General features: G+C 65.1%; 20 protein-coding genes and 3 pseudogenes. 6 read left to right on the top strand and 17 right to left on the bottom strand.

Features of this window, described 5'->3' with window-relative positions; genetic code table 11:
- Nucleotides 1–93 precede the first annotated feature (93 nt).
- From K307_RS44315 to K307_RS07410, 9 genes are all read right to left on the bottom strand, one after another.
- A complete protein-coding gene (locus K307_RS44315; protein ID WP_051974743.1) occupies nt 94–561 on the bottom strand; it encodes a MarR family winged helix-turn-helix transcriptional regulator in 468 nt (155 codons plus the stop codon).
- On the bottom strand, nt 558–2081 hold the full coding sequence (locus K307_RS07445) for an MFS transporter (protein ID WP_042877357.1): 1524 nt from the start codon (nt 2079–2081) through the stop codon (nt 558–560). Before K307_RS07445 ends, K307_RS44315 begins: the two co-directional genes overlap by 4 nt.
- A gap of 27 nt (nt 2082–2108) precedes the next feature.
- Nucleotides 2109–3287, bottom strand: a complete 1179-nt coding sequence (locus tag K307_RS07440) for an efflux RND transporter periplasmic adaptor subunit (protein ID WP_042877355.1) — start codon at nt 3285–3287, stop codon at nt 2109–2111.
- Nucleotides 3284–4789, bottom strand: a complete 1506-nt coding sequence (locus K307_RS07435; RefSeq protein WP_051974742.1) for an efflux transporter outer membrane subunit — start codon at nt 4787–4789, stop codon at nt 3284–3286. Before K307_RS07435 ends, K307_RS07440 begins: the two co-directional genes overlap by 4 nt.
- A 72-nt stretch (nt 4790–4861) precedes the next feature.
- The gene (locus K307_RS07430; RefSeq protein ID WP_042877352.1) at nt 4862–5317 is read right to left on the bottom strand and encodes a MarR family winged helix-turn-helix transcriptional regulator; all 456 of its coding nucleotides are present in this window, start codon (nt 5315–5317) and stop codon (nt 4862–4864) included.
- A 114-nt stretch (nt 5318–5431) separates the two neighbouring features.
- The gene (locus K307_RS07425; protein ID WP_230625579.1) at nt 5432–6799 is read right to left on the bottom strand and encodes an efflux transporter outer membrane subunit; all 1368 of its coding nucleotides are present in this window, start codon (nt 6797–6799) and stop codon (nt 5432–5434) included.
- A 14-nt stretch (nt 6800–6813) separates the two neighbouring features.
- Nucleotides 6814–7995, bottom strand: coding sequence for an HlyD family secretion protein (locus K307_RS07420; protein WP_042877346.1), 1182 nt, complete (start codon nt 7993–7995; stop codon nt 6814–6816).
- Complete coding sequence (locus K307_RS07415; protein ID WP_042877343.1) at nt 7992–9656, bottom strand: MFS transporter; 1665 nt, start codon at nt 9654–9656, stop codon at nt 7992–7994. Before K307_RS07415 ends, K307_RS07420 begins: the two co-directional genes overlap by 4 nt.
- Nucleotides 9657–9924: 268 nt before the next feature.
- Entirely contained in the window at nt 9925–10449 is a 525-nt protein-coding gene (locus K307_RS07410; RefSeq protein ID WP_042877341.1) for an Lrp/AsnC family transcriptional regulator, read from the bottom strand.
- 158 nt (nt 10450–10607) lie between these two features.
- Here K307_RS07410 and mdeB point away from each other — a divergent pair, with 158 nt between their 5' ends.
- The gene (gene mdeB / locus K307_RS07405; protein ID WP_042877338.1) at nt 10608–13331 is read left to right on the top strand and encodes an alpha-ketoglutarate dehydrogenase; all 2724 of its coding nucleotides are present in this window, start codon (nt 10608–10610) and stop codon (nt 13329–13331) included.
- Nucleotides 13332–13404: 73 nt separating this feature from the next.
- Here mdeB and K307_RS07400 read toward each other — a convergent pair.
- Together K307_RS07400 and K307_RS07395 are read right to left on the bottom strand one after the other, a co-directional pair.
- Nucleotides 13405–14648, bottom strand: a pseudogene (locus K307_RS07400) (FAD-dependent oxidoreductase).
- A gap of 53 nt (nt 14649–14701) precedes the next feature.
- A pseudogene (locus tag K307_RS07395) lies at nt 14702–15461 on the bottom strand (3-ketosteroid-9-alpha-hydroxylase); the annotation flags it as partial.
- A 1-nt stretch (nt 15462) separates the two neighbouring features.
- Between K307_RS07395 and K307_RS07390 the strand changes: the two are divergent.
- Nucleotides 15463–15768: pseudogene (locus K307_RS07390) on the top strand (4-hydroxy-2-oxovalerate aldolase); the annotation flags it as partial.
- A gap of 54 nt (nt 15769–15822) precedes the next feature.
- Here the strand turns inward: K307_RS07390 and K307_RS07385 are convergent.
- From K307_RS07385 to K307_RS07375, 3 genes are all read right to left on the bottom strand, one after another.
- The gene (locus K307_RS07385; protein ID WP_042877337.1) at nt 15823–16218 is read right to left on the bottom strand and encodes a hypothetical protein; all 396 of its coding nucleotides are present in this window, start codon (nt 16216–16218) and stop codon (nt 15823–15825) included.
- 314 nt (nt 16219–16532) lie between these two features.
- Nucleotides 16533–17180: a glutathione S-transferase family protein gene (locus K307_RS07380; protein ID WP_042877335.1), complete on the bottom strand. Its 648-nt coding sequence runs from the start codon at nt 17178–17180 to the stop codon at nt 16533–16535.
- Nucleotides 17181–17308: 128 nt separating this feature from the next.
- Entirely contained in the window at nt 17309–18055 is a 747-nt protein-coding gene (locus K307_RS07375) for an SDR family NAD(P)-dependent oxidoreductase (protein ID WP_042877333.1), read from the bottom strand.
- 191 nt (nt 18056–18246) lie between these two features.
- On the opposite strand from K307_RS07375, the gene K307_RS07370 reads away from it, so the two are divergent.
- From K307_RS07370 to K307_RS07360, 3 genes are all read left to right on the top strand, one after another.
- Complete coding sequence (locus K307_RS07370) at nt 18247–19146, top strand: LysR family transcriptional regulator (RefSeq protein ID WP_042877331.1); 900 nt, start codon at nt 18247–18249, stop codon at nt 19144–19146.
- A 215-nt stretch (nt 19147–19361) separates the two neighbouring features.
- On the top strand, nt 19362–19799 hold the full coding sequence (locus K307_RS07365; protein ID WP_042881576.1) for a GNAT family N-acetyltransferase: 438 nt from the start codon (nt 19362–19364) through the stop codon (nt 19797–19799).
- The gene (locus tag K307_RS07360) at nt 19796–20419 is read left to right on the top strand and encodes an FMN-dependent NADH-azoreductase (RefSeq protein WP_042877329.1); all 624 of its coding nucleotides are present in this window, start codon (nt 19796–19798) and stop codon (nt 20417–20419) included. Before K307_RS07365 ends, K307_RS07360 begins: the two co-directional genes overlap by 4 nt.
- Before the next feature lie 75 nt (nt 20420–20494).
- Here the strand turns inward: K307_RS07360 and wrbA are convergent, their stop codons facing one another.
- The 3 genes from wrbA to K307_RS07345 form a co-directional block, all read right to left on the bottom strand.
- On the bottom strand, nt 20495–21121 hold the full coding sequence (gene wrbA / locus K307_RS07355; protein ID WP_042877327.1) for an NAD(P)H:quinone oxidoreductase: 627 nt from the start codon (nt 21119–21121) through the stop codon (nt 20495–20497).
- 36 nt (nt 21122–21157) lie between these two features.
- Nucleotides 21158–22108 carry a ring-cleaving dioxygenase gene (locus K307_RS07350; RefSeq protein ID WP_042877325.1) on the bottom strand — a complete coding sequence of 317 codons (951 nt, stop codon included), beginning with the start codon at nt 22106–22108 and terminating at the stop codon, nt 21158–21160.
- 80 nt (nt 22109–22188) lie between these two features.
- Nucleotides 22189–22872: a nitroreductase gene (locus tag K307_RS07345; RefSeq protein ID WP_051975030.1), complete on the bottom strand. Its 684-nt coding sequence runs from the start codon at nt 22870–22872 to the stop codon at nt 22189–22191.
- 275 nt (nt 22873–23147) lie between these two features.
- Here K307_RS07345 and K307_RS07340 point away from each other — a divergent pair, with 275 nt between their 5' ends.
- Complete coding sequence (locus K307_RS07340; protein WP_042881574.1) at nt 23148–24059, top strand: LysR substrate-binding domain-containing protein; 912 nt, start codon at nt 23148–23150, stop codon at nt 24057–24059.
- The last annotated feature ends 148 nt before the right edge of the window (nt 24060–24207 follow it).

Below are 24207 nucleotides of genomic sequence, written 5' to 3'. Positions count from 1 at the left end.
ATGGCAAGCCGGGCTGGCCGTCTACATCGGCCATCCGGAACGCGTCAATTCTAAGGGCCAGCGGCCGTTACACGCCGTCCACCCCCACCAGACTCAGTCCTCCATGGCGGGCGCTGACAGCGCCGCAACGGCCTTGTTCATCAGATGCAGCAGCATGCGCAATTCCGGCCCCGCCATGTCGCCGTCGAGCGCGTCGGCCATCTGCCTGCGCAGTTGGGCATCGACCTTGTCGCACAGAACCTCTCCCGATGGGCTGATGCACAAACTGACGCTGCGCCGGTCTCCCGGCACCCTCAGCGCCACGATCAGCTCGCGCTCGCGCAACAAGTGCACCACGCGCGACAGCGCGCCAGTGTCATGGTCGATGGCGGCGGCGGTCTCGGTGAGGGTGCTGCCACCGGCACTGCGCAGGTGGCACAGGATCAGCCACTGCGGCACGGTCAGGTCCGTGTCGCGCAAGACCTGCGTGGCGCCATGCTGGGTAATGCGCCGCAGGCGGCCGGTCGCGACCAGCACATCGGACAGCGCGACCCTATCCGTCGTCATCGGCCCGGCGCTCATCGCAGCACCTTCTGGAACATGCTGACACCAATCGCCAGCACCGCCACCACCGCGAGCGCGCGGAAATGATCGATATTGGCCAGCAGCGCGGACTGCTGCGCCAGTACCTGCGCGATCTGCGCGGTGGCGAATTCCGCGGCGCGCACCGGATCCATCGAGGCGGAGAACGCCGCTCTGAAGCGCGCATGGGCTTCCTGGAACTGCGGGTTGGCGGGATTGATGGTGCCATGCAGCGTGCTGTAGTGCAGCGTGGTCAGCCACTGCTGGCCAACCGTTGCCACCGTCACGCCCAGCGCCTGACCCATCTGCGCCAGCATGTTCTTGGTCTGCTGCGCGTGTGAGAACACTGACTCGTCGTGCGCTACGCCGTTGAAGGTCTGCATGGCCGTGACCGGCATCAGCATCATGATGAACACCCCATAGAGCGCGAGCGCGGGCAGGATATGGCCCCACAGGTCGGGCGCGGGCGTGGTCCGGCTCATCAGCCAGGCGGAGGCCGCCAGCGCCAGGAAGCCTGTGACGAAGTACTTGCGCGGGTTGGGCCAGCGCGGCAGCAGGCGCGAGATCGTCAGCCACGTCGCGACGCCGGCGGCCAGGCCCAACGCATAGAACTGCCCAGCGGTAGCCCATGAGTGTCCCAGCGAGCGCTGCAGCATGATCGGCAGCAGGTAGCCGTTCGAGCCCAGCGTGACATAGCAGAAGGTAAAGAGCGCGAGGCCGCTCAGGTAGCGCGGCTCGACCAGGCTGCGCAGCTTGAGCAGCGGCCGTGCGCTTTTCGATTCGGTCCAGATGAAGGCAAGCAGCGCGCTGGCGCCCGCAACCGCGCCGATCACCAGCCACAGCCGGTCGGCGTAGAAGTCGTAGTAGGAACGCTGCAGCACGAACAGGACCAGGAAACTGCCCACTGCCAGCGCGGCGAGCCGCACCGGATGCGCGTCGGAGCGTTGCGCCGGCGCCAGCGTGGCCGTCGGCAGGACGCTGGTGGCCGGGAGCAACGCCAGCACGGCCGCGGCCACCAGCCAGAAGATCAGGGGCCACCGGTCCGCGGTGACGATGACGGAGGCCAGCCAGGGCGCGACCGCCGTGCCGCAGCAAATGCCCGTGGCCAGCGCCTTGATGCCGAGGAACCTTGCCGGACTCGGAGGGATCAGGTTCACCGCCAGCCGCGCCGAGGTCAGCATGCCCCCACAGCCGAGCGCCATCACCATGCGGCCAACCAGGAGGGCCGGATAGCTGTCGGCATTCGCACACAGGATCGCACCGGTCGCAGCCACGCCGAGCGCGGCCTGGACATAGCGGCGCCATCCCACGCGTTCCACCATCCAGCGCTGCAGCGCGATCACCACCACGGCCACGCTCGCATATGCCGCCGCGACGGTGCTGTACTCCTCGGGGCTGGCGCCGATCTCGCCCATGATGGGGGAGGCGGCAAAGGCCACCATGCCGTTCTGCAGGAAGTCGATCGAGGTCAGCGCGCCGATCGTCAGCAGCAGCAGGCCTTGGGGTTTAGCGGGTTTCATGCCGGCGTCTCCGTTGGATTGCGGTGCCTACAGGTTTTCTTCGACAATGCGGCGCACCAGTACGTCGGCGCGGGCCAGCTCGTCGGCGAACACCGTGGTGCGGTAGTTCTGGCCCGACGCATCGACGGCGACCAGCCGCTTGCCTTCGCGCGAGCGCGTATCCACCGAGACTTTCATCGACAGGCCGATCTGCAGCGGGTGGGCCGCGACTTCCGCGGGGGTGAGCGCGATGCGCACCGGCACGCGCTGCACCACCTTGATCCAGTTGCCGGTGGCGTTCTGCGCCGGCAGCAATGCAAAGGCACTGCCGGTGCCGGCGTCCTGCCCGATGACACGGCCGTGGTACACCACGCCGTCGCCATACAGGTCGGTGGTCAGCGTGACCGGCTGGCCCAGGCGGATATCGCGCAGTTGCGATTCCTTCAGGTTGGCCGTGACCCACAGGTGGTCCAGCGGTACCACCGACATCATCGGCACGCCGGCGCTGACACGCTGTCCCACCTGCACCGATCGCTTGGTGATCACGCCGCCGACCGGCGCCGGAATGCGCGTGCGCGACAGCGCGATGCTGGCATTGCGCACCTGCGCCGCGGCCGCCTGCACGTCGGGGTGGGAATCGACCGAGGTGCGCTCGACCAGTGCCTGGTTGCGCTTGAGCTGCTCGGTCGCCATGGCCAGCGACGCCTTCGCGGTGCGCACGGCCTGTGTCGCATGGACCAGTTCCTCGCCGGAGATGGCGCCGCTGGCGGCCAGCGCCGAGCGGCGCGCCATGTCCTCCTGGGCCCGCGCCAGGTCGACCGAGCGCAGTTCCACGTTGGCCCGGTCCTGGCCCGCAGCGGCAAACTGGCCGCGCACCTGGCGCACGGTGCGGGCAAGCTGGGCCTGCGCCGCGGCAAGGGCGAGCTGTGCATCGACGCCGTTGAGTTCGACCAGCGTCTTGCCGGACTCGACCAGGTCGGTGTTGTCGGCAAGGATCGCAGTCACCACGCCGCCTACCTGCGGCGTCACCTGCACCACATTGCCTTCGACATAGGCGTCCTCCGTCGACACCTGGTGGCGCCCGTATTGCACCCAATAGCCGGCCGCCGCGGCAAGGGCCACCGCGACCGAGGCCGCGGCGACGATGCGCCGGCGGCGCGACGGGCGGGCATCACCCTGCTCTGCCGGCGTATTGTTCGTGGGATTGGGTTGGCTTGCGGGATTCAAGATGCGCTCCGTGTGGTGGGTGTCGCGGCCTTGCCAGCGCCGGCCCCAGGCGCGGCAGCCGTTTCGTATCCGCCGCCGAGGGCGCGGATCAGTTCCAGGTGCAAGCTGCGCCCCTGGGTGTCGAGATCGATCAGCAATTGCTTCTGCTGCAGGACCTGGCCTTCGGCCGACAGCACCTGCAGGTAGTTGCCGACGCCACTGCGATAGCGCGACACGGCCATGTCGTAGGCCTCCTGCGTCAGCTGCAGCGCTTGTTGCTGTTCGCCGGCGCGCTCGGCCAGCCAGCGCAGCGACACCAGCTGGTTGACCACGTCATGCAGCGCGGTGACCAGCGTGGCGTTGTATTGCTCGGCAGCAGTGTCGTATTCCGCCTGCCTGGCGCCGAGGTTGGAGCGCAGCCGGCCACCGTCGAAGATCGGCAGCGAGATCGCCGGGCCGATGCCGAAGGTGCGGCTGCCCGCCGTCAGCAGGTCGGACAGGCTCAGGCTTTGCAGGCCCGCAAACGCGGTCAGGCTGATGTTGGGATAGAACTGGGCCTTGGCCGCCTTGATATCGTGTCTGGCAGCTTCCACGCGCCAGCGCTGCGCGACCACGTCCGGCCGGCGGCCGATCAGCTCGGCCGGCAGCGAAGCCGGGACTGCTACCGCGTAGTCATCGCGAAGCTGCGGGCGGCGGATATCGGCGCCCGCGTCCGGGCCTTTGCCGACCAGCGCGGCGAGCTGGTTCTGGGTCAGCGCAATAATCTCGTTGATCGCGGCAAGGCGCTCGCGCGTGGCGGGCAGCGCCGCTTCGGCCTGCTTCATGTCGAGCCGCGAGTCGAGTTGCGCGTCGACGCGCCGGCGCGTCAGCTCCAGCGTGTTCTGGCGCTGGCGATAGGTCTGTTCGGTCAGCGCGCGCTGCGCATAGGCGGCATCGAGCTTCAGGTAGGTCCGCACCACGGACGTGGTCAGGATCAGTTCCGCCGCGTGGTAGTCGACTTCCGCGGCGCGGGCGCGGTCGAGCGCAGCGTCGAACGTCGCCTGGTTCTTGCCCCAGAAGTCCAGCTCGTAGCCGAGGCCAAGCTGCACGTCGCTGGCCCATTTCCAGCTGCCTGCCAGCGGCCGTGGCACGAGGCCGTTCTCGCTGAAGCGCTGGCGCGTGCTCCTGGCGTTCAGGTTGACTTGCGGAGACAGCGCGGCTTCGGCACCGCCTGCCAGCGCATCCGCCTGGCGCACTCGCGCCGCGGCGATGCGCAGCGTCGGCTGTCCGGCCAGGGCCGCCTCGACCAGCGCATCCAGCTGCGGGTCGCCAAAGCCCTGCCACCATGCGCGCTCCGGCCATGCCGCCGGCGACACGGGGGTAGCGCCCAGCGATGCGGTCGCGGCGAGGCGGTTCGCATCGTCCACCGTGGCCTGCGTCTCCAGCCCCTTCATGCTGGCGCAGCTCGCCAGGAGCACGGCTGCGCCCAGTACGCCGAGGCGTCGCAAGGCCGGGACGGTGCGCGCCTTTCGTGGAATAGTCATCGCCTTTCTCCGTACTTATTTGCCCAGGCTTAATGTGCCTAGGCAGATAAATATTCAAAAAAATGGCCGGGCTCAGCCCTCGGCCGCATTTGCCACGATGCGCTTGAGCATCTCGCGCAGCGCCTCGGCATCGTTTTCGCTGAAGCCGGAAAGCAGGCGGCGAATCGCCACTTCGGTACCCAACCGTGCCTGCGGGAAGACCGCCTGGCCTTGCTCGGTCAGTTCGACGAGGTGGCTGCGCCGGTCGGCCGGGTTCTCCACCCGGCGGATAATGCCCTTGGCCTCAATGCGGTCCAGCAGTCGCGTCATTGCCCCCGAATCGTAGCCGAGCAACCGGCAGAATTCGCTGAGCGTGCGGCCCTTGCCCGACATGATGCTGTTCAGCACCACGAACTGAGCCGCTGTAATCTGCAACGGTTCCAACTCGCGCTCGACACCGGCAAGCAAATGGCTGCGCACTTCTGTGACGAGAAAGCCAAGTTCGCCAGTGCTCAGTTCTGCGATGACCGAGCGCTTCTTTGCTTCCATGAGGGCCTCCTGATTCGGTTCACTGGAATATAGCTGCCTAAGCAGAGTTTGGCAAGGCAATTTCTGCCCGTGACGGTATCTTTCGACGCAGCGCTATGGAACACTTCCTCCACGTTAGCGCAGCGTTGCGTCCGCCCGCCATCCGCCGCCCATCGCTTGATACAGCGCAACGCTCGCGTTGAGACGATCGGCGCGGGCCTGGACCAGGCTGAGCTCAGCATTCAGAAGCCCGCGCTGGGCGTCGAGCTGTTCGAGATATGGCGAATAGCCGGCCCGGTAGCGATTGGTGGCGTGACGCAGCGTGGCCGCAAGGGCATTGCGCTGCAGCTGCAGACGCTGCACCTGCTCATCCAGCTTTTGCAGGGCGGCCAGATTGTCGTTGACCTCGCGGAATGCCGTCAGCACCACGCGCCGATAAGCAAAGGCAGCCTGGTCCCGGCGTGCGGCGGCTGCATCCGCGTTAGCCTGGATGCGGCCGCCTTCAAAGATCGGTGCGAGTACGCTGCCCCCAAGCGACCAGATCGTGACCGGATTCACCGCGCGCGTGGCGTACAGCAGCCCCCCGGAAGCGGACAGGTGCAACTGCGGCAGGTACGCCTTGCGCGCCGCGCTTAGGCTGGCATCGGTGGCCGCCAGGTCGAACTCGGCCTGGGCGATATCCGGGCGGCGCCGCAACAGGTCGGCAGGCAGCCCCTCCGGGACAGGCGGCTCGTGCAGTTCGGACAGCGGCACGCCGCGCTCGATCGCCACGGGCGGCGAATCGCCGACCAGCTGGCTCAGCGCGTTTTCCTGGCGGGCAATGGCCAGTTCGGCCTGCGGTACCGCCTGCGCGGTCGACTCGTACTCGGCGCGGGCCTGCTCGAGCTCAAGTTGGGAGGTGTATCCCGCCCGGGCGCGGGTATCCGCAAGCCGTAGTGCTTCCGCGCGCGACACCAGTGTCTGCCGCACCACCTCCAGCTGGGCGTCGAGCGCCCGTAGCGTGATATACGATCGCGCGGTTGCCGCCGCGACCGCCAGCACGACTGTGTCGTGCGCCGCTTGCCTGGCCAGCATATTCTCCCGCGTCGCCTCCGCCTGATCGCCGAGGCGGCCGAACAGGTCGACTTCATAGGCGGCCTGAAGCTGCGGGGCGGCGGTGTTTATCGTGAGTTCCCTGCCCACCGCATTGAGGCTGCGCGCCCTGGCCGCGGGTAAGGCAAAGTCCAACGTCGGCAGCAACTGGGCCCGCGCCAGGCCCTCCAGCGCGCGCGCTTCGTTGACGCGCGCCACGGCGATGCCAACGTCATCATTGTTGCGCAGGGCACGATCCACCAGTGCCGCGAGCATCGGATCGGCATATTGCTGCCACCACTCGCGTTCGATCGGCGCGCTTGGCCCCGCCTCGACCCGCCAGGCGAGCGGCGGGGTGACCGATGCTTCGGCCGGTACTGGCGGCCTGGGGCCGACGCAGCCGCCGAGCAGCGCGGCCGCCAGCAACAGCAACGACCGGCGACGCTTCACGGCGCTTTCTCCTTCCCGCCGCGCGTGTCGACCTCCGCTTCCACGGACATTCCCGGACGCAGCCGCTCGGCCAGCGGCTGGTCCGGGTCGATCGAAATCCGCACCGCGATGCGTTGCGCCACCTTGACGAAATTGCCGGTCGCGTTATCTGCCTGGATCACCGCGAATTCCGAGCCGGCGGCCGGCGCGAGCTGCTCGACGCGCCCGGTGAGGCGCGCGTTATCCAGCGCGTCGACCCGGAAGCTGGCAGGCTGGCCGGGCGCCATGCGCGAGGTCTGCGCTTCCTTGTAGTTGGCAATCACCCATAGCTGGCGCGGCACCAGGAACATCAGCTGCGTGCCGGCCGTGACGTATTGCCCCAGCCGTGCGCCGATCTGGCTCAAGCGCCCGTCCTGGGGCGCAACAATGATGGTGTTGGAGAGGTCGATCTCGGCCAGATGCAAGGCCGCGCGCGCGGATTCGACCGAGGCCCGCAGTCCGGCCCGGCCCACGGTGACCGCCTGCACATCCTGGCGCGCGATCTCGCCCGCGGCGCGTGCCTGCTCGACGGCGGCCTCGGCCTGGCGCAATGCGGCGCGGGTCTGGTCGCGCTCGCGCTGCGAAACGGAACCATCGGCCACCAGTTCCTCCACGCGGCGCATATCGGCGCGGGCCCGGAGCAGCTGGGCCTGCGCATTGTCCAGGTTCGCTTTCTGCGCAAGCACCGTCGCCTCGCGCGAGCGCTGTGCCTGCTCCGAGTTGTCCAGGTTCGCGATCTGCGTGTCGAGCGCCGCGCTCGCCTGCTCCACGCGCTGGCGGTAGATGCGGTCGTCGATCTTCAGCAGGACCTGTCCCGCCTTGACGAGCTCGAAATCATGCACCGGGACTGCGGTCACGTAGCCGCTCACCTGCGGGCTGATAATCGTTGTCTGGCCACGCACATAGGCATTGTCCGTGCCCACGACCATCCGGGAAAACGGCGGCAAGCCCCACGCGTACAAGATGATCAGGATGCCGGCCAGCGCCACGCAGGCAACGATGATCGTCGCCCTGCGGCTGCCTTTGGGCGGCGCCCATCCCGTCGGCGCGGTGGTGGCCTGCGGCACCTCGACCGGATCCTGCAGCCTTTCATGCTCCTGCGGCGCCTGGGCCGGGGCCTGCGCTGCGCCAGCCTCGCGGTCCGGCTCGTTTGCGCTCACGGTTGGTCCTCCTTGCCGGGCGTTTGCCCCGGCGGCGCGGCCGCCGGGGCATGGCCGGGAACGACATTGCGCAGGCGCAGGACCAGGAGCCAGACAAAGGTGACGGACGCAAGGACGCCGATCAGCAGGAACACATCGTTGTACGCCAGCACGTTGGCTTCCCGGGTGACCTGCTGCGCAAGCAACACCGCGCCCTCCGCCTGGCGCAGCGCTGAATCGCCCAGGACGCGGCCATAGGCCGCCGCGAGCGCCTGAATGCGCGCGGCGTCGAAGGGATCGCTCAGGCTGATCGATTGCACCAGGGCGTGCGAATGGAACTTCTCGCGATACGTCTGGAAAGTCCCCAGCAGCGCGGAGCCTGCCAGCCCGCCGAGTGACTGGGTGATACTGAACAGCGCGGAGAAGCTGACGAAGTGGCTCATCCCTCGGGACAACGCGCTCGACATGCCGATCAGCAATGACGGACCGAGGTAATAGACCGCGGCAAATGCGATCAGCGCCTGGGTCAGGTACATATTGGCCGGGCGCGTCAGGTTGGTGGCGCTGGCGTCGATGAATGCGCCGATGGCAATGAGGATCAGCGATATTCGAATCGGCCGCCCCAGGTCCTGCGGATTCAGCGTCAGCGCGCTGGCCGCAATGCCGGCCACGGTCGCCAGCGAAACGACGATGTAAAGGGAAACCAGCTGGTCGTTGCCCATGCCAAGGGCGTTCAGGAGCCCCACTGCCCCATATGACTGTTCGGATAGCAGGGCCCGTACCGACGTGGCAACCACCGCAAACCGGATGATCGCGCGGTGCCCCAGCCAGCGCGTGTTAAGCAGCGGATTGGCACGATTGTGTTCAATCCACAATGCGCCGGCTATCAGCACGATGGCGCCGCACAGCGCATAGCCCAGCCATGGCGTCTCGGTCCACCACAATAGGCGCCCCTGCCCCAATACAGCGCACAACAGCGCGACCCCGGGGGCAAACAGCGCGAATGTCACGAAGTCCAGTTTCTCGAAAGCCCGCGTGTGCTCGCTGGGCGGCAGGCGCAGTCGCAGGACAGCCACAAGCGACAGCAGGGACAAGCCTAGTTCGAACAGATAGAGCGTGTCCCAGTTGCCCGTCTCGAGCATTCCCGTCGAAAACGTGCGGGCCAGCGGCGTTGCCAGTTGCGGCAGCCCGAAGCCGATCACCACAGCCCTCAGGCGGTGCCTTTCGGGTAGCGCCTGGATGAAGTAGTACAACGCGAGGGTATTCAGTGCGCTGGCTGCAACGCCGTTCGCGGCGCGCACCAGCAGTGCCATGCCAAAGGTATGGACGAAGAGGTGGGCGGCGGTGACCGCCACATAGAGGAACAGGAAGATGCGCGTGAAATGCTGGAGCCCGAACCGCTGCCGAAACTTGATGAGCAGCATGCTGCTGCAGACGTTGGTCATCACGTAGACGGTCGACAGCCAGGCGCCCTCATCGTTGTAAAGACCAAACACACCCTGGATATTGTTCAGGTTGGCCACCACGAGGGCATTGCCAAAGCCACTCGTCAGGCCCGTCAGCACGCCAACGCAGAAATAGCCGACACGCCGCGGCGTCGGGTGCTCGGGTGTTGCCGGAGATCCCGGAATCTTTGGCCGCTCGTGGGGCTTGAACTGGTATTCGTCGGCGGCAGCACTCATGGGCGTGAGCGATGATCGATCGATGGTGGCACCTGCGCGAGCGTGGATGCTCAATTTCGCAACCGGAACTCGCCAAAGCTCTCACTGCCTGCATATCGTCTGGACGGGACGGGAAATCCTGAGCGCAGCAATGCCCGAATTTCCTGTCAATAATGGCCGGCTGAGCGCCTCAAATCAAGGCTGGTAGACATGGCGGCCCTGCCAACGCATGCAAATCTGGTTTTCAACGCCCCACAGGGTGTCATGCGCACACCTTCAGGTGCGATATCTATCGCCACGCTTCCTCCTCACTATCCGTGCTCAACGTCAAGCCGCCCGCCGGCAACGGCAGCGCCGTCCGGTACCTCACCTGCTTCAGCGCAAAGCTCGAGCGGATATTGGAGACCCCAGGGATCTTTGTGAGCTGCTCCAGGATGAAGCGCTCGAGGCTCTGCATGCTTGGCACCACCACGCGCAGCAAATAGTCGGCGTCGCCCGTCATCAGGTAGCACTCCATCACCTCGGGGCGTTTGTCGATCGCCTCTTCGAAGCGGCGCAAGGCATCTTCGACCTGCTTCTCCAGGCTGACCTGGATGAACACATTGATGCGCAGTCCCAGCGGCTCCGGATTCAGCAGCGTGACCTGCTGCTTGATCAGGCCCGCTTTCTCGAGTGCCTTGACCCGGTTGAAGCAGGGCGTCGGCGACAGGTTCACGGCGCGCGCGAGTTCGGCGTTGGTGATGCGGGCGTTCTGCTGGAGCTGGTTGAGGATCGCAATGTCGGTGCGGTCCAGTCTTTGTGCGTTTTCGATCATATGTAACTATTCCGTTTGATGACCATTTTCTGGAGAATTTATACTGCGTATCCCCGTTTTCACAAGGCAAAACAGACACACTTTTCGCGGCTCCAGGCGTAGTCTTAGTTGACAACAGGATTTATCCATTCCCCCGCAATTCGGACCGGAGTCGTGCCATGACGGATGTATCAAACGGTATGCAATCGATGCTCGCCCTGCCTTCTGCCAACGAGGACAGCGACCCACAGGAAACGCGCGAGTGGCTGGACGCGCTGGAGGGCGTCGTCGCGCACGCAGGCAACGCGCGCGCGCAGTTCCTGCTCCAGCGCCTGGCCGCCCATGCCTCGACCAGGGGCCTCGCGGCCGCGCGCATCACTTCGACCCCGTATGTGAATACCATCCCCGTCGAAGCGCAGCCGCCCTACCCGGGCGACCTGGAGATCGAAGCACGCCTGGGTGCCGCCCTGCGCTGGAATGCGCTGGCCATGGTGGTGCGCGCCAACCGCGCCTATGGAGAACTGGGCGGGCATATTGCCAGCTATGCCTCCGCGGCCGACCTGTTCGAGGTGGGGTTCAACCATTTCTTCCGTGCAGCCGACGCCGGGCAGGGTGGCGACCTCGTCTACTTCCAGCCTCACTCGGCACCAGGCGTGTATGCGCGCGCCTATCTCGAAGGGTTCCTCAGCGAGTCGCATCTTGAACACTACCGCCGGGAAATCGCCGGGCCGGGGCTGTGTTCGTATCCCCACCCATGGCTGATGCCGGATTTCTGGCAGTTCCCGACCGGTTCGATGGGCATCGGGCCGATCAACTCGATCTACCAGGCGCGCTTCATGCGCTACCTGCAGAATCGCGGGCTGCTGCCGGCATCGGAGCGCAAGGTCTGGGGGTTCTTTGGCGACGGCGAGATGGACGAGCCGGAGTCGATCGGCGCGCTGTCCCTCGCCGCACGCGAGCAACTGGACAACCTGGTGTTCGTCATCAACTGCAACCTCCAGCGGCTCGACGGGCCTGTGCGCGGCAACGGGCGCATCGTCGACGAACTCGAAGCCCTGTTCGCCGGCGCGGGATGGAATGTGATCAAGGTCCTGTGGGGTTCGGACTGGGACGAGCTGTTCGCTCGCGATCGTTCCGGGGCCCTGCTGCGCGCCTTCGCCCAGACCGTCGACGGCCAGTTCCAGACCTTCTCGGCAAATGACGGGGCCTACAACCGCGAACACTTCTTCCAGCAGAACCCGGAGCTTGCCGCGCTGGCCGCGCACCTGAGCAACGACGATATCGATCGCCTGCGCCGCGGCGGCCACGACCTGCGCAAGCTCCATGCCGCCTATGCCAAGGCGATGGACCACCGCGGCCAGCCGACCGTCATCCTCGCCAAGACGATGAAAGGCTTCGGCATGGGCACGGCCGGCCAGGGCCGCATGACCACCCACCAGCAGAAGAAGCTCGAACTCGATGACCTGAAGGCCTTCCGCGACCGCTTCCAGCTTCCGCTGTCGGATGAGGACGTCGCAGCAGTGCGGTTCTACAAGCCAGCGCCGGACAGCCCGGAAATGCGCTATCTCCATGCGCGCCGCGCCGCGCTGGGCGGCTACCTGCCGCGACGCCGCCAGACCGCGACCGAGGGGCTCGCCGTGCCGGCACTGGACAGCTGGGCTCGCTTCGCGCTGGACGCAGGCGGCAAGGAGATGTCGACGACGATGGCGATCGTCCGCATGCTCGGCAGCCTGCTGAAGGATGCCGCGCTCGGCCCGCGCATCGTGCCGGTGGTGGCCGACGAGGCGCGCACCTTCGGCATGGCCAACCTGTTCCGGCAGGTCGGCATCTATTCCCCGCTCGGCCAGCGCTATGAGCCCGAAGACCTGGGCTCGATGCTCTACTACCGCGAATCCACTGGCGGGCAGATCCTGGAAGAAGGCATCTCCGAAGCCGGCGCCATCTCCTCATGGATCGCCGCGGCCACCGCCTACAGCGTGCACGACCTGCCGATGCTGCCGTTCTACATCTACTACTCGATGTTCGGCTTCCAGCGCATCGGCGACCTGATCTGGGCGGCCGCGGACCAGCGCGCCCGCGGCTTCCTGATCGGTGCCACCTCCGGCAAGACCACGCTGGGCGGCGAAGGCCTGCAGCACCAGGACGGCACCAGCCACCTTGCCGCATCGACCATTCCGAACTGCCGCGCCTGGGACCCCGCCTTTGCCTACGAGGCCGCGGTGATCCTGGAGCATGGCATGCGCGAGATGGGCGAGCAGCAGCGTGACGTCTTCTACTACGTCACGGTCGGCAACGAGAACTACGCGCAACCGTCAATGCCGACGGGGCCGGACTGCCACGGCGGGTCAGTGGAAGCATTGCGCGATGGCATCCTGAAAGGCATGTATTCACTGACGCCGGAGAACCAGGCCGCGAGCCAGGTCAGCCTGCTGGGATCGGGCGCGATCCTGCCAGAGGTGATCGCCGCCGCGCGCATCCTTGCAGAGGATTGGGGCGTGGTGGCGCAGGTGTGGAGCGTCACCAGCTTCACCGAATTGCAGCGCGAGGCCATCGCGGTGGAACGGACCAACCGGCTGAGCGACCAGCATGTCGGATCGTATGTGGAGACGGCGCTGGCGAAGTCGAACGGCCCGGTGATTGCGGCCACGGACTATGTCAGGGCGGTGCCAGAACTGATCCGCGCGCATGTACCTGGCCGCTATGTGACGCTGGGCACCGACGGATTCGGGCGCAGCGACACCAGGCAGGCGCTGCGCGAGTTCTTCGAGGTAGATCGGTTCTCCGTCGCGGTCGCCGCGTTGCGGGCGCTGGCGGATGACGGCAAGCTGCCGATCGACGTGGTCAGGTCCGCGCGCGAATGCTACGGGAAATCGGTGGCCAAGCCGGCGGCATGGCAGGCGTGAGGGATAAGGCATGAGGCGAGATCGCTCGACGGTGAGACCTCACTGAAGGGATATTTCGTCTCATTGCTTGTGGTCAAAGGGAAAGTCCTGGCGATTCATTGCATTTGCGCGCTTTCGCAGCGCTCAAACCTGCCTGCCGCCCAAAGAAAGTCGCATGCGCCAGGGACATGCCGGAACTATAGCCGCCGCCCCAGCGCGGCAATCCGCACGTGGTGCGCCCGGCCGCATACAGGCCGCCAATCGGCTGGCGCTTCTCCGTCATGACCTCGCCGGAGGGCAGCGTATCCAGTCCACCCAGGGTGAAGTGCGGATACATCGCATAGTCGACCCGGCAATCCAGCGCGACGAATGGCGGCTCATCGAGCGGCTTGAGCCATTGTGCGGCCTTGTGGAACAGGGGGTCATTGCCGTCGGCGGCATAGCGGTTGTAGAGCGCGACCGTGGGCTCAGGAAGGCCTGGTCCATGTGGATCGATGCGCCACCCACGCTCATGCCGAGGAGGATGCCCGTGCCATCGTCGCCGGGGGTTCCGATGGGATCGCCGGAGCGCAGCAAATGCGGCGCGTGGCGTCTGACCATATCGCGATTCATCACGAAGCCGCCGGCACACAGGATGACGCCGCTGCGAGCCCGGGCAAAACAGATCCGGCCGTCCATGCGGACCACCACACCGTGGACATGATTGGCATCATCGGCGATCAGCGCAAGCACCCGACTGTCATAGCGAATCGCCACACCCAGCTGCTCCACGCGCGCCGCCAGCGCATCCATCAGCATGCGCCCGCTGCCCCAGCCGTTCCACTGTGGCGTGTGGCCGCGCGGGCAAGGCCTGGCGTGCTCAACGAACGGCCAGGCTTCTTCGCTGCCGGACCAGATCAGGCAATCGTCCGTCACCGGCTCCAGCATCCGCTCCGACAGGAAGGTGTTCTTGTACACGACCCCTTGCGCGACCAGCCAGTCATGGTGCGCAAGGCTGTTCTCCGCGTAGACCCGCACCTTCGCCGCATCAGCATCGGCGCCACCTGCCATCATCAGGTAGCGGAACAGGTCTTCGGTCTCGTCGCTGAAGCCGGCCTGCCGCTGGGCAGGCGTTCCGCCACTGCCGCCAAGATAGATTTCGCCGCCCGACAGGGCGCTGGTGCCGCCGTTGCCGGAGGCCGCTTCCAGCAGTGTCACGGCCGCGCCCGCGCCGGCCGCCTCGATGGCGGCGCAGGCGCCTGCGGCGCCAAAGCCGACGACGATGACATCGGTCTCAAGATCCCATCCGGGAACCTGATGGAGCCGGCAAGGCTGTGACGGGGAATAGTTCAGTGACATGAGTGTTGTCCTGTGATGGCAGGTGTGAAGGGGTCGCATCAGCAACGGGAAAGCTACCCAAAGACATGCCCCAGCAGCGGCGGCTCGATGCCCGCCGGATTCAGTTCGCATACCCGCCGCGCCACGGTTGCGGGGCGCACCTGCTCTACGTCCGTGTAGAACTGCTGATACTAGTCGCGCATCTGGTAGACCGGGCCGTCGCCCTCGCACAGGAGCGGGTTATCGATGCGGACCTTGCTGTCCCAGATCGCCACGTCCTCGTAGAACGTGGCGCGGGCCTGCTCCACATAGGCTTGCGCGACGGCATCGTTCTGCTCGTCGGACAGGCCCGGGATCTTCTTCACCAGCACGCCGTAGCGCAGCTCGAGCTGTTGAGATCGATCGGAACATGACAGTTGAGCAGGATCGAGTGGATCTCCTGGTCGCCCATGCGGCCGGTCATCTCGGTGATGTGGTAGGCCGGCCCGAAATACGTGGAGTGCGCGGTCAGCCGCGCGTCGCCGGACAGCCGGGCACTGCGTCCGATCATCAGCTGCGTGGCCTTGTGGCCTTCGAACAGGTTGGCGAAGTAGTCCACCGGTGCGCCGTGCACGGTGCACGGTGCACGGTGCCAAAGTGCGCCATGTCGGCAATGTTGTCGACCAGTTCGCGGCAGTTGGTCCCGATCAGCATCTTGTCGAGGGCCCAGTCCGACCACTCGGGCGCGAAGCAGGCATCGATGCGCGGGATGGCAACCTCGGGCGGCGCGGGACGGCCTTCCGGATCGTGCCAGATGAAGAGCAGGCGGTTCTGCTCGCACACTTCCCAGCTGCCGGTGTGCGAGCGCATGGGCATCGAGACCGGCGTAGACGTATTCCGCATTGCCGACGTGGCCGAGGACCTGGTGGTGCCGATCATGGACCACCCGATCCGCATCGACCGCGACGCACTGACGCTTGGCTACGCCGGCGTGTACTCCTCGTTCCTGCTGTTCGCCAAGCGTGCCGAAGCCAAATACCGCATCCCGGCGCGCGAGATCCTGGTCGAACTTGGGCGCCAACGGCTGGTCGGCGGACAGGAAGACATGATCGAGGACACCGCCATCACGCTGGCCCGCGAGCGGGGGCTGCTGGTGTCGTGACGGTTCGCTGCCTGATCGCAGGCACTTCAGCACATCCGCGCACATGCGCGGTTGTCATCGGGTTGGGTAACTTCGGCTCCAGCGGAGCGATGGAATGCGGTTGACCTCGGCGTTGACCCACGACTTGAGCTTCCCTTCCACTTCCGGGCGGTGGTCGGTGACCTTGCCGTGCTTCGCCAGCGCCTCAGCGCGCATTGCTTCGTGCTCAGCTTCCACGCCCGACTCCGTGTACCAGCGCGCAGCGAACACGTGGAGGGCCGCCTTCTGCTCCGCGCCAGCGTATTCAATCTGAAGCGGGCTGCCATCGGCGGCATCATAGACCGAGGCCACCTTCCGCCTGGCGAGGTAGAGGTTGGCTTCGAGGCCGCATCCGTCGGAGCCGACGAACGTCTTGATGTCCTTGAGCGTATACACGGGGGGCGCGGCGGGGGGCGTGTTCTTCGCCGTCATCTTCTGTTTCCTGTGCGGGACTGCTGGCTAAGGCGCGACCTGGCCGTTTTGCCAGCCGTTCATCCCGGAACGCCGACCGTTCGACGCTCTATTGCCCGGCAGTTGCGAGTTCGCGATATCGAGGAAAGTCGGCCTTGACGGACCGGGTTGCAGCGGTGGCGTTGCTTGACATGAACACTCTCCTTTGAATTGACGCGTCGGGAACTTGCGCTTCGCCGGGGCAGGCGACGTGATCTGCGGTTGCTTATGCGGCGAGTGCCGGGGAGTCTATATATCCGCGTTCAGGCCTTTGCGACAAAGGGCCGTGTCGTGATCTATGCTGACGCGCTGGGGCGTTTCGATACCACGTCGTACCAGCGCCGCAGCGAGGCGTGCTCATCCGGGATGACGAAGTCGATCGCCTTCGCGGCGAAATCCACGGCGACCATCGCAGTGATGTCGGCAGCGGAGAAGTGGTCACCGGCCACGAATGGGACTTGTTCCAGGCGGGCGTCGAGATCGGCCAGGAAATTCTCCACCCGCAGCTTGCTGCGCTCCGCCAGCTCAGGGATCTGCTCGTAGTCGTGGGGGCCAGCGATCGCGCGGCCTTTGAGACCTGGCGCGGCATTGCGGATTGCCTCCATGACCGCGGCGAAGCCTTCCAGTTCGGCGCGTCGCTCCCACATCGCCACCAGCGCCTTATCCTTTGCCGTGTCACCGAGCAGAGGTGTTTCCGGGTGGATATCTTCGATGTACCTGCAGATCGCCGGTACTTCGCCGATAGCCGTGCCGTCCTCCAGCACCAACGTGGGCACGACCCGGCGAGGGTTGATCGCCCGATAGGGCTCGGAATGCTGCTCGCCCTTGCTTAGATCGACGGGAACGAGCTGTATTGACAACCCCTTCTCGGCGAGGAAGATGCGCACACGCCGCGAGTTGGGTGAGGAAGCCGAGTGGTGGAGCCTGATCGGGACGGAGGTCATGGCTGGTATCCTTTGTTGAGAGAAGCTCGCGGAGCGAAGGTCGGGGCCGGTGTTTTCGGAGGGCGCCAGGAGCGCTCTCATTCACCTGCGTCCCGATGACGCGCTCCGGAAGAGGAACACTGAGGCGATCAGCCTGCGGTCTTGCCACCATCGACGGTGACGATCTGGCCAGTCACGAAAGACGAGGCTTCTGACGCAAGGAAGAGCACGGCGGTGGCGATGTCGCCCGGCTTGCCAACGCGGCCAAGCGGTACGGTTGCGGCCAGCGCGGCCTTCTTCTCGGGGGTGCCGGTGAAGCGGTCCAGCATGCCGGTGTCGACCGGCCCGGGGGCAACAGCGTTGACGCGCACGCCTGTGGTGGCGACTTCCAGCGCGGCCGACTTGGTGAAGCCCTCGACTGCATGCTTGCTACCGGCGTAGACGGAGGCGTAGGCCGCCCCTTCGTGACCGTAGGTCGAGGAGATATTGATGATGCTGCCGCGCTTCTGGGCAGTCATCACTCGCAGTTCGTGCTTGAGGCTCAGCAGCGTGCCCAGCACGTTGGTGTCGAAGGTGGCGGCATAGCTCTCGGCGGTCTGGTTGACAACCGGCCCCGGCTGCCCTTCCGTGCCGGCGTTGTTGACGGCCACGTCGAGACGGCCGAAGCGGGCCACGGTCTGATCGACCAGCTCGCGAACCTGACTGTCATGGCGGACGTCGGCCTGGATGAAGGCGACCTCGGCGCCGAGTTGCTGAAGCTCGATTTCGAGGGCCTTGCCTTCGGCCTGGCGGCGGCCGGAGATGACCAGATGAGCACCATTCCTGGCAAAGGCCAGAGCGGTGGAGCGGCCGATGCCGGTCAGGGCTCCGGTAATGAGGACTACGGGCTTGGTCATGATTCAATAACTCCGGTGCGATATGATTTCCGGGGTATGGGAGGTGAGCCGGCGCCGACATCCCGGCGCGACCAGGCCGCCCCAAAATGCGCTGCCACAAGGACGAATCTACGGTCCCGTGACAAAATTGGAAAAGACTTTAAAAGCAGACTGGCATACCTCCCAGGCATGGGAATCGCAACGGAGGAACAATGGAACTGCGACACCTTCGGTATTTCCTGGCGGTCGCCGAGACGGGTAGCCTGACGGAGGCGGCCGAGCGACGGCTGCATACCTCGCAGCCGTCACTGAGCCGCCAGATCCGGGACCTGGAAGATCAGGTCGGGGTCGAACTATTGAGCCGCAGCGCGCGCGGCGTGGAGCTGACCGCAGCAGGCAAGGCTTTTGTCGATCACGCGCGGCTGGCCCTTACCCAGGTGGACGCTGCGGTCGAAGCGGCCCGCAGGGCGGCGCAACCAGCCAAGCCGCGCTTTGCGCTCGGGTTTCTCACCGGGCAGGAAATGACCTGGCTGCCCGAGGCCATGCACATCCTTTGCGACGAACTGCCCAATGTCGATGTCACCGTCTCCAGCGACTACTCGCCGGATCTTGCCGAAGGACTCGCACGGGGCAAGCTGGATCTGGCGCTCCTGCGCGCCGAACCGGGCTTCGATCTCACTTACAAGGTGGTGAGCCAGGAACCGCTTGTGGTGCTGATGCCCAGCGATCATCCGCTCACGTCACGCGACGCCATCCGCCCACAAGAGCTTGTTGGCGAGCCCTTCATTGCCATGGCGAACAAGGCCAAGGTGCTGCGCGCGGTGATCGACGACTACCTTGAGCGCTCAGGGGTTCGGATCACGCCGACCCAAAGTGTCGACAACCCTGCGATGGTCATGTCGTTGGTGGCATCGACGCGCGGCGTGACGCTGATCCCGGCCTATGTCGAAAAGCTGATGCCCCTTTCGGTAGTCAGCCGCCCCCTTGCCGGTGAGGTGCCGACGATCGACCTCGCCATCGGCTACAGCAAGGCGAACCGTTCCCCGATCCTGAAGCTGTTCCTGTCTCGGCTGGATGAACTGATTGCTCGCGTGACGAAGCGAACAACTTGACTAAGGCCTGCAGCTAGAGGCCTGGAGTATTCGTCTTTCGATGCGGAGCAAGCATCTGGAACAGCATCCATGTCGCTCAGGGGTCACAGGCCAATGCGTCTCTCCATCATCGATCCCTGGATCATGGCCTAGTCAAAAAATAGAAACATGTTCCTGTTGACCGTGTCATCGGTCAGCTACATTGAAGCCTGCACAAACCAGCATTGATCGGCACCATGGCAAACAACCTGATTCTCAGACATGCGGAGACGGAGGCGGACATCCGTGCCTGTTTCCCTGTCATGCGGCAACTGCGCCCCCAACTGCAAACGCCGGAAGACCTCCTGGCCAATGTCACGCTGCAGAGCGAGCAAGGTTATCGGCTGCTCGCGGTCTGGGTCGATGGCAAACCTGTTGCGCTGGCCGGATATCGCCGTCTTGACAACATGATCCACGGGCGCTTCCTGTACGTCGACGATCTGGTCACCGATGCCGAAGGCCGGGGCCAGCGCCACGGCGAGCGCCTGCTGCAAGCGCTTGGCGAGCTTGGGCGCGCTGAAGGCTGCCGGCAACTTGTCCTGGATACCGCGCTCGCGAACGCGCTGGCGCAGCGCTTCTATTTCCGTTCAGGCCTGCTCGCCCGGGGCCTGCACTTCAGCATGGATCTGCAATGAAACCCCTCAATCTGCTGCTGCTCGATTGCAGTCCGCGCCGCGACTATTCCACGAGCCGGCACCTGACCGAGCAATTGCTGCCTGCGTTGTCCGCGCATTTCGGGCGTGAGATCCATGTCAGGCGACGCAACCTTGGTACCGAGCCGCTGCCGGCCATCACCGCTGAATACGCGGAGGCGCTGCTCCTGTCCGCCGCCGAGGCAAAGGAACGCTATGGCGCAGCGCTCGCCGTGTCGGACGCGCTGATTCGGGAGCTCGAACAGGCCGATCTGCTCTGGATCTCCACCCCGGTGCACAACTTCACGGTGCCGGCTGTGCTCAAGCACTGGATCGATCTCGTGGTTCGACGCGAGGTGACATTCACCAACACGCCCGCAGGAAAAGTTGGCTTGTTACGTGATCGTCCGACGTTCGTGGCGGTGACATCCGGTGGCGCCATGTTCCGCGATCCGCCCGTCCAGCCCGATTTCTTTCGCCCTTATCTGACGGCAGTGCTTGGCGTCATCGGACTCAAGGACGTCAGGTTCACGCACGCCACGGGTCTGGCCGCTGCGGAAGTGCCTCGATCTGTTATCGAAGCCCTCGCCACGCAATCGCTGCGTAGCGGCGCGCTGTTGTAACGCGGGTTACTTGCCCAACCAGTTCTTGTTGTTGCCAGGAGGCCGGCGATCGCCCGCCTCCTGGCACCATCCGCGTCAGGCAGGTACGGCTTCCCGTTCGCGATGCAAGGCCAGCGCCACGGACGTCACCCTGCGGCCCTGGTATCTCGCCACGGCAAGGTGGTCTTCATCCGGCTTGTCGGCGTCGCAGTTCGAGACGTGCGTGGCGCCGTATGGCGTGCCGGCCTTGAACATCACGGCATCGGCATAGCCGAGCGGCACGATGATCAGCCCGAGATGCGCCATCGGGGTATAGATCGAAAGCAGCGTCGACTCATTGCCGCCGTGCAGGGAGGACGTCGAGCCGAATACGGAGCCGACCTTGCCGTTCAGCTTGCCCTGGAACCAGAGGCCGCCAAGGCCATCGATATAGCCTTTCAGCTCCGTCGAAATCGAGCCGAACCGGGTCGGTGTACCGAACACGATTGCATCCGCCCATTCGGCGTCCGTCTCCGTCGGCGCTTCGTACCGCGCGTTCATTGCGTTGGCGTTCTCCAGCCAGCCCGGGGCCTGGCGCATGACCTCCGGGCCCACCACCTCCCGTGCGCGCCGCAGGCGCACTTCCGCACCAAGCTCCATCGCGCCTTCGGCAACGGCTTTGGCCAACAACTCCGTCGAGCGATTACGGGAGTAGAAGGCAACCAGAATTTTAGGTTTTGACATTGTGTGTGACTTTCGTTTTCAGGTTGGGTTGGGGGCTTACACGGCGATCGGCTCAAGCCGGCCGAGCAATTCATCCTTGCGGCTTTTCAGCCAGGGCGGAAGCTGGAACTCCTCGCCAAAATGCCCGGGCTCCTCGTCGATCGCGAAGCCGATGTCGGTCGTCGCCGCTTCGAAGATCACACCCCCCGGCATCTTGAAGTACACGGAGCGGAAGTAGTTTCGATTGACCGACTCGGACGTATCGATATAGCCCATTGCCATGAACCGCTCCTTCAGGATCATCTGCTGGTCCATGCTGTCGACGGCAAAGGCCACATGATGGACGGTACCCTCGCCATAGATGGACGACCCCTGGTGGCGCTCCGGCTCATGAAGAAACTCCACCACCATGCCCGGACCACCCGTGCTGGTCTCGAACCGATGGTACGGACCGGCGTCTCCGACATGGCGGAAGTCGAGCGCATCGGTCATGAAGATGATCGATTCCGCAACCTCGCGCAGCGACAGCGTGACGCTGTGCACGCCGCGAATCGCCACCGCATCGGGAATATCGTCCGCGACACAGGCGGGCCGCGGATCCTGATCCGTTTCCACGAGATCGAATTCAATGCCGCAGGGGTGGAAGTACCGCTGCCGCTTTTCGCCAAAGCGCTCGGTCACCTCCTGGGCATACGACACCCCATGCGCACGGAACCGGTCTCGCCAGAAACTCAGCGAGTCACGAGGTACCGAGTAGTTGATGACGCGTACCTGTCCGGATCCGGGCCTGGCTTTCACGCCCTTCTGCCTGAAGGGAAACGATGTCACCAGGGTACCGGGATCGCCATTGGCGTTGCCGTAGTAGAGGTGGTAGATCGGGTCTTCGCCATCGAGCAGCACGGTCTTCTTCACCAGGCTCTGTCCGAGCAGCTTTACATAGAAATCCACGTCTTCCTGTGCACCGCTGACACCGGCCGTCAGATGATGAAACCCTTTGATAATCGACATTTATATCTCCCGCTCACTGTTGAGGGATGTAAAAAGACACGGCACCTGCCGTCAGGGAATGCATAGGCATTTCTGTCGCATCACGCTTCGACGACCGATACGAATTCACCAAGCTCGAGCTTGTGCATCTGCATGTTGTTTTCCGGCAGGCTGTCATCCGCGTAGCCGAGCGACATCCCTGCAACCACCATCTCGGTTTCAGGGATGTCCAGATGCTCCCGCAGCACGGGGAACTGCAGCGACCAGATCTGCTGTGGACAGGTATCGAGGCCCCTGGCCCGGGCGGCCAGCATGATGTTCTGCAGGAAGCAGCCGTAGCAAATGAAGCTGGCCCGTTCCAGGCGCCGGTCCATCGTGAAGATGATGCCGATGGGCGCGTCGAAGAACCTGAACTGGCGCTCCACATCGCGCCTGCGTCCGACCTTGTCGCTCCTGTGGACGCCCTGTGCATCGCCGAGCTGGCCGCGGAAGGTGTTAAAGCGTTCGGAGTAAGGTTCGTGCAGTGGCTGGGGAAAGAAGGGGTACTCGGGCGCCAGGTTTTCCGGGTCCGCCCGGTATGCCTTGACCGCGGCGTCGGCGATCCGGTCCCGGGCCTTGCCGACGACGATGTAGCAGCGCCAGGGCTGGGTATTGCTCGAACTCGGCGCGTACTTCGCCACGGAAAGAATCTCGCGCACGGTTTCGAGCGGCACCGCCCGATTGAGAAACCCGCGCTTGGTGCGGCGCCCGCGAATCAGTGCGTCGACAACAACAGCTGCATCCATCTTCATGTCTCCTCTTTTAATGGAACAGAGCTTAGTCGCTCCATTTCATTTGAGAAGGCGTGGTGCTCGTACGCTGGGTTCAAGGAAGTCGAACGATCGACTGGCCCGGGCGCGCGGCGCCGGCGCCCTGCCCTTTGTGCGGCCGATGCGTGCGCTTGCGGAAGGCATGGCAATAGCGGTCGATGGCGCTGCCGGACAGTGGCACTGCGCGCACCCCATGCAGTACCATGCGATGGAACGCACACGATTGGACCAACCGCTACCAAGGCCGCCTGATGCTGGACCTGAAAGACGTCTATTACTTCGTGCATGTGGTCGACCGCGGTGGCTTCACCTCCGCCGGGAACAGCCTGGGACTGCCCAAGTCGACGTTGAGTCACAGGGTCAAGGAACTGGAGGCGTCGCTGGGCGTTCGCCTGATCAACCGGACCTCGCGCCAGTTCGCCGTGACCGACGTGGGCGCGGAGTTCTACCAGTACGCTGTCGCCTTGTTGCAGAGCGCCGACGTCGCGGAACAGGCGATGCGCCAGAGGCTCGCGGAACCCAGCGGGATCATCCGCGTGACGGTAGCGGTCGAGCTTGCGCAGTTTGCGCTGCGCGAGATCCTGCCGACGTTCATGAGCAGCAATCCCAAGGTCAGCATCGTGGAGTTCGCCACGGACAGGCTCGTCGACGTCGTTGGCGAGGGCTTCGACCTGGCGATCCGCGGGCATACCACGGCACTGCAGGATTCCAACCTGGTGCAACGGCCGATTGCCAGGGCGCCATGGTGTCTGTTTGCGGGTGCCGACTACCTCGAACGGATGCCACCCCTGGAGGAACCGGAGCAACTGGCTTCCCATGCCATCGTCTCGATGGCGCGCAAAGGGCCGCTGCAGTGGCAATTGCACGGCCCCGACGACAGGCTCGTCACCATCCCGATCGAGCCACGATTCCAGAGCAACAGCATGATGTCCCTGAAGGAGGCAGCCTGCGCCAACATTGGCGTAGCAGCCCTGCCCGGGTATATCTGCCGGGCCGAGCTGCAGTCCGGCGTCCTGAGGCAAGTACTGCCGGGCTGGATCGCCGCGGATGCGCGCATCTCCGCCCTGATCCCCTATCGGACCGGACTGCTTCCCGCGGTGCGGTCGCTGGTCGATTTCCTCGCCGTAGAGCTGCCCAGGGTCACCGCGTTCGGCCGCCGCTGACCCGGCACTACCTCCTTACCCGCCGACGGCACGCGGGCCACGCCCGCCGTGGCCCGCCGGCGTTCCATATTCATGGACGCTGCGTTCGGCGCCAGCCAGCTTCCAAGGCCGGGCAGATCCACTATCGTTTCCAACCAGGGATAAGCCC

The sequence above is a fragment of the Cupriavidus necator A5-1 genome, assembly GCF_000744095.1.
GTDB classification, from domain to species: Bacteria; Pseudomonadota; Gammaproteobacteria; order Burkholderiales; family Burkholderiaceae; genus Cupriavidus; species Cupriavidus necator_A.
This window is presented reverse-complemented; position numbering and strand designations above follow the sequence as displayed.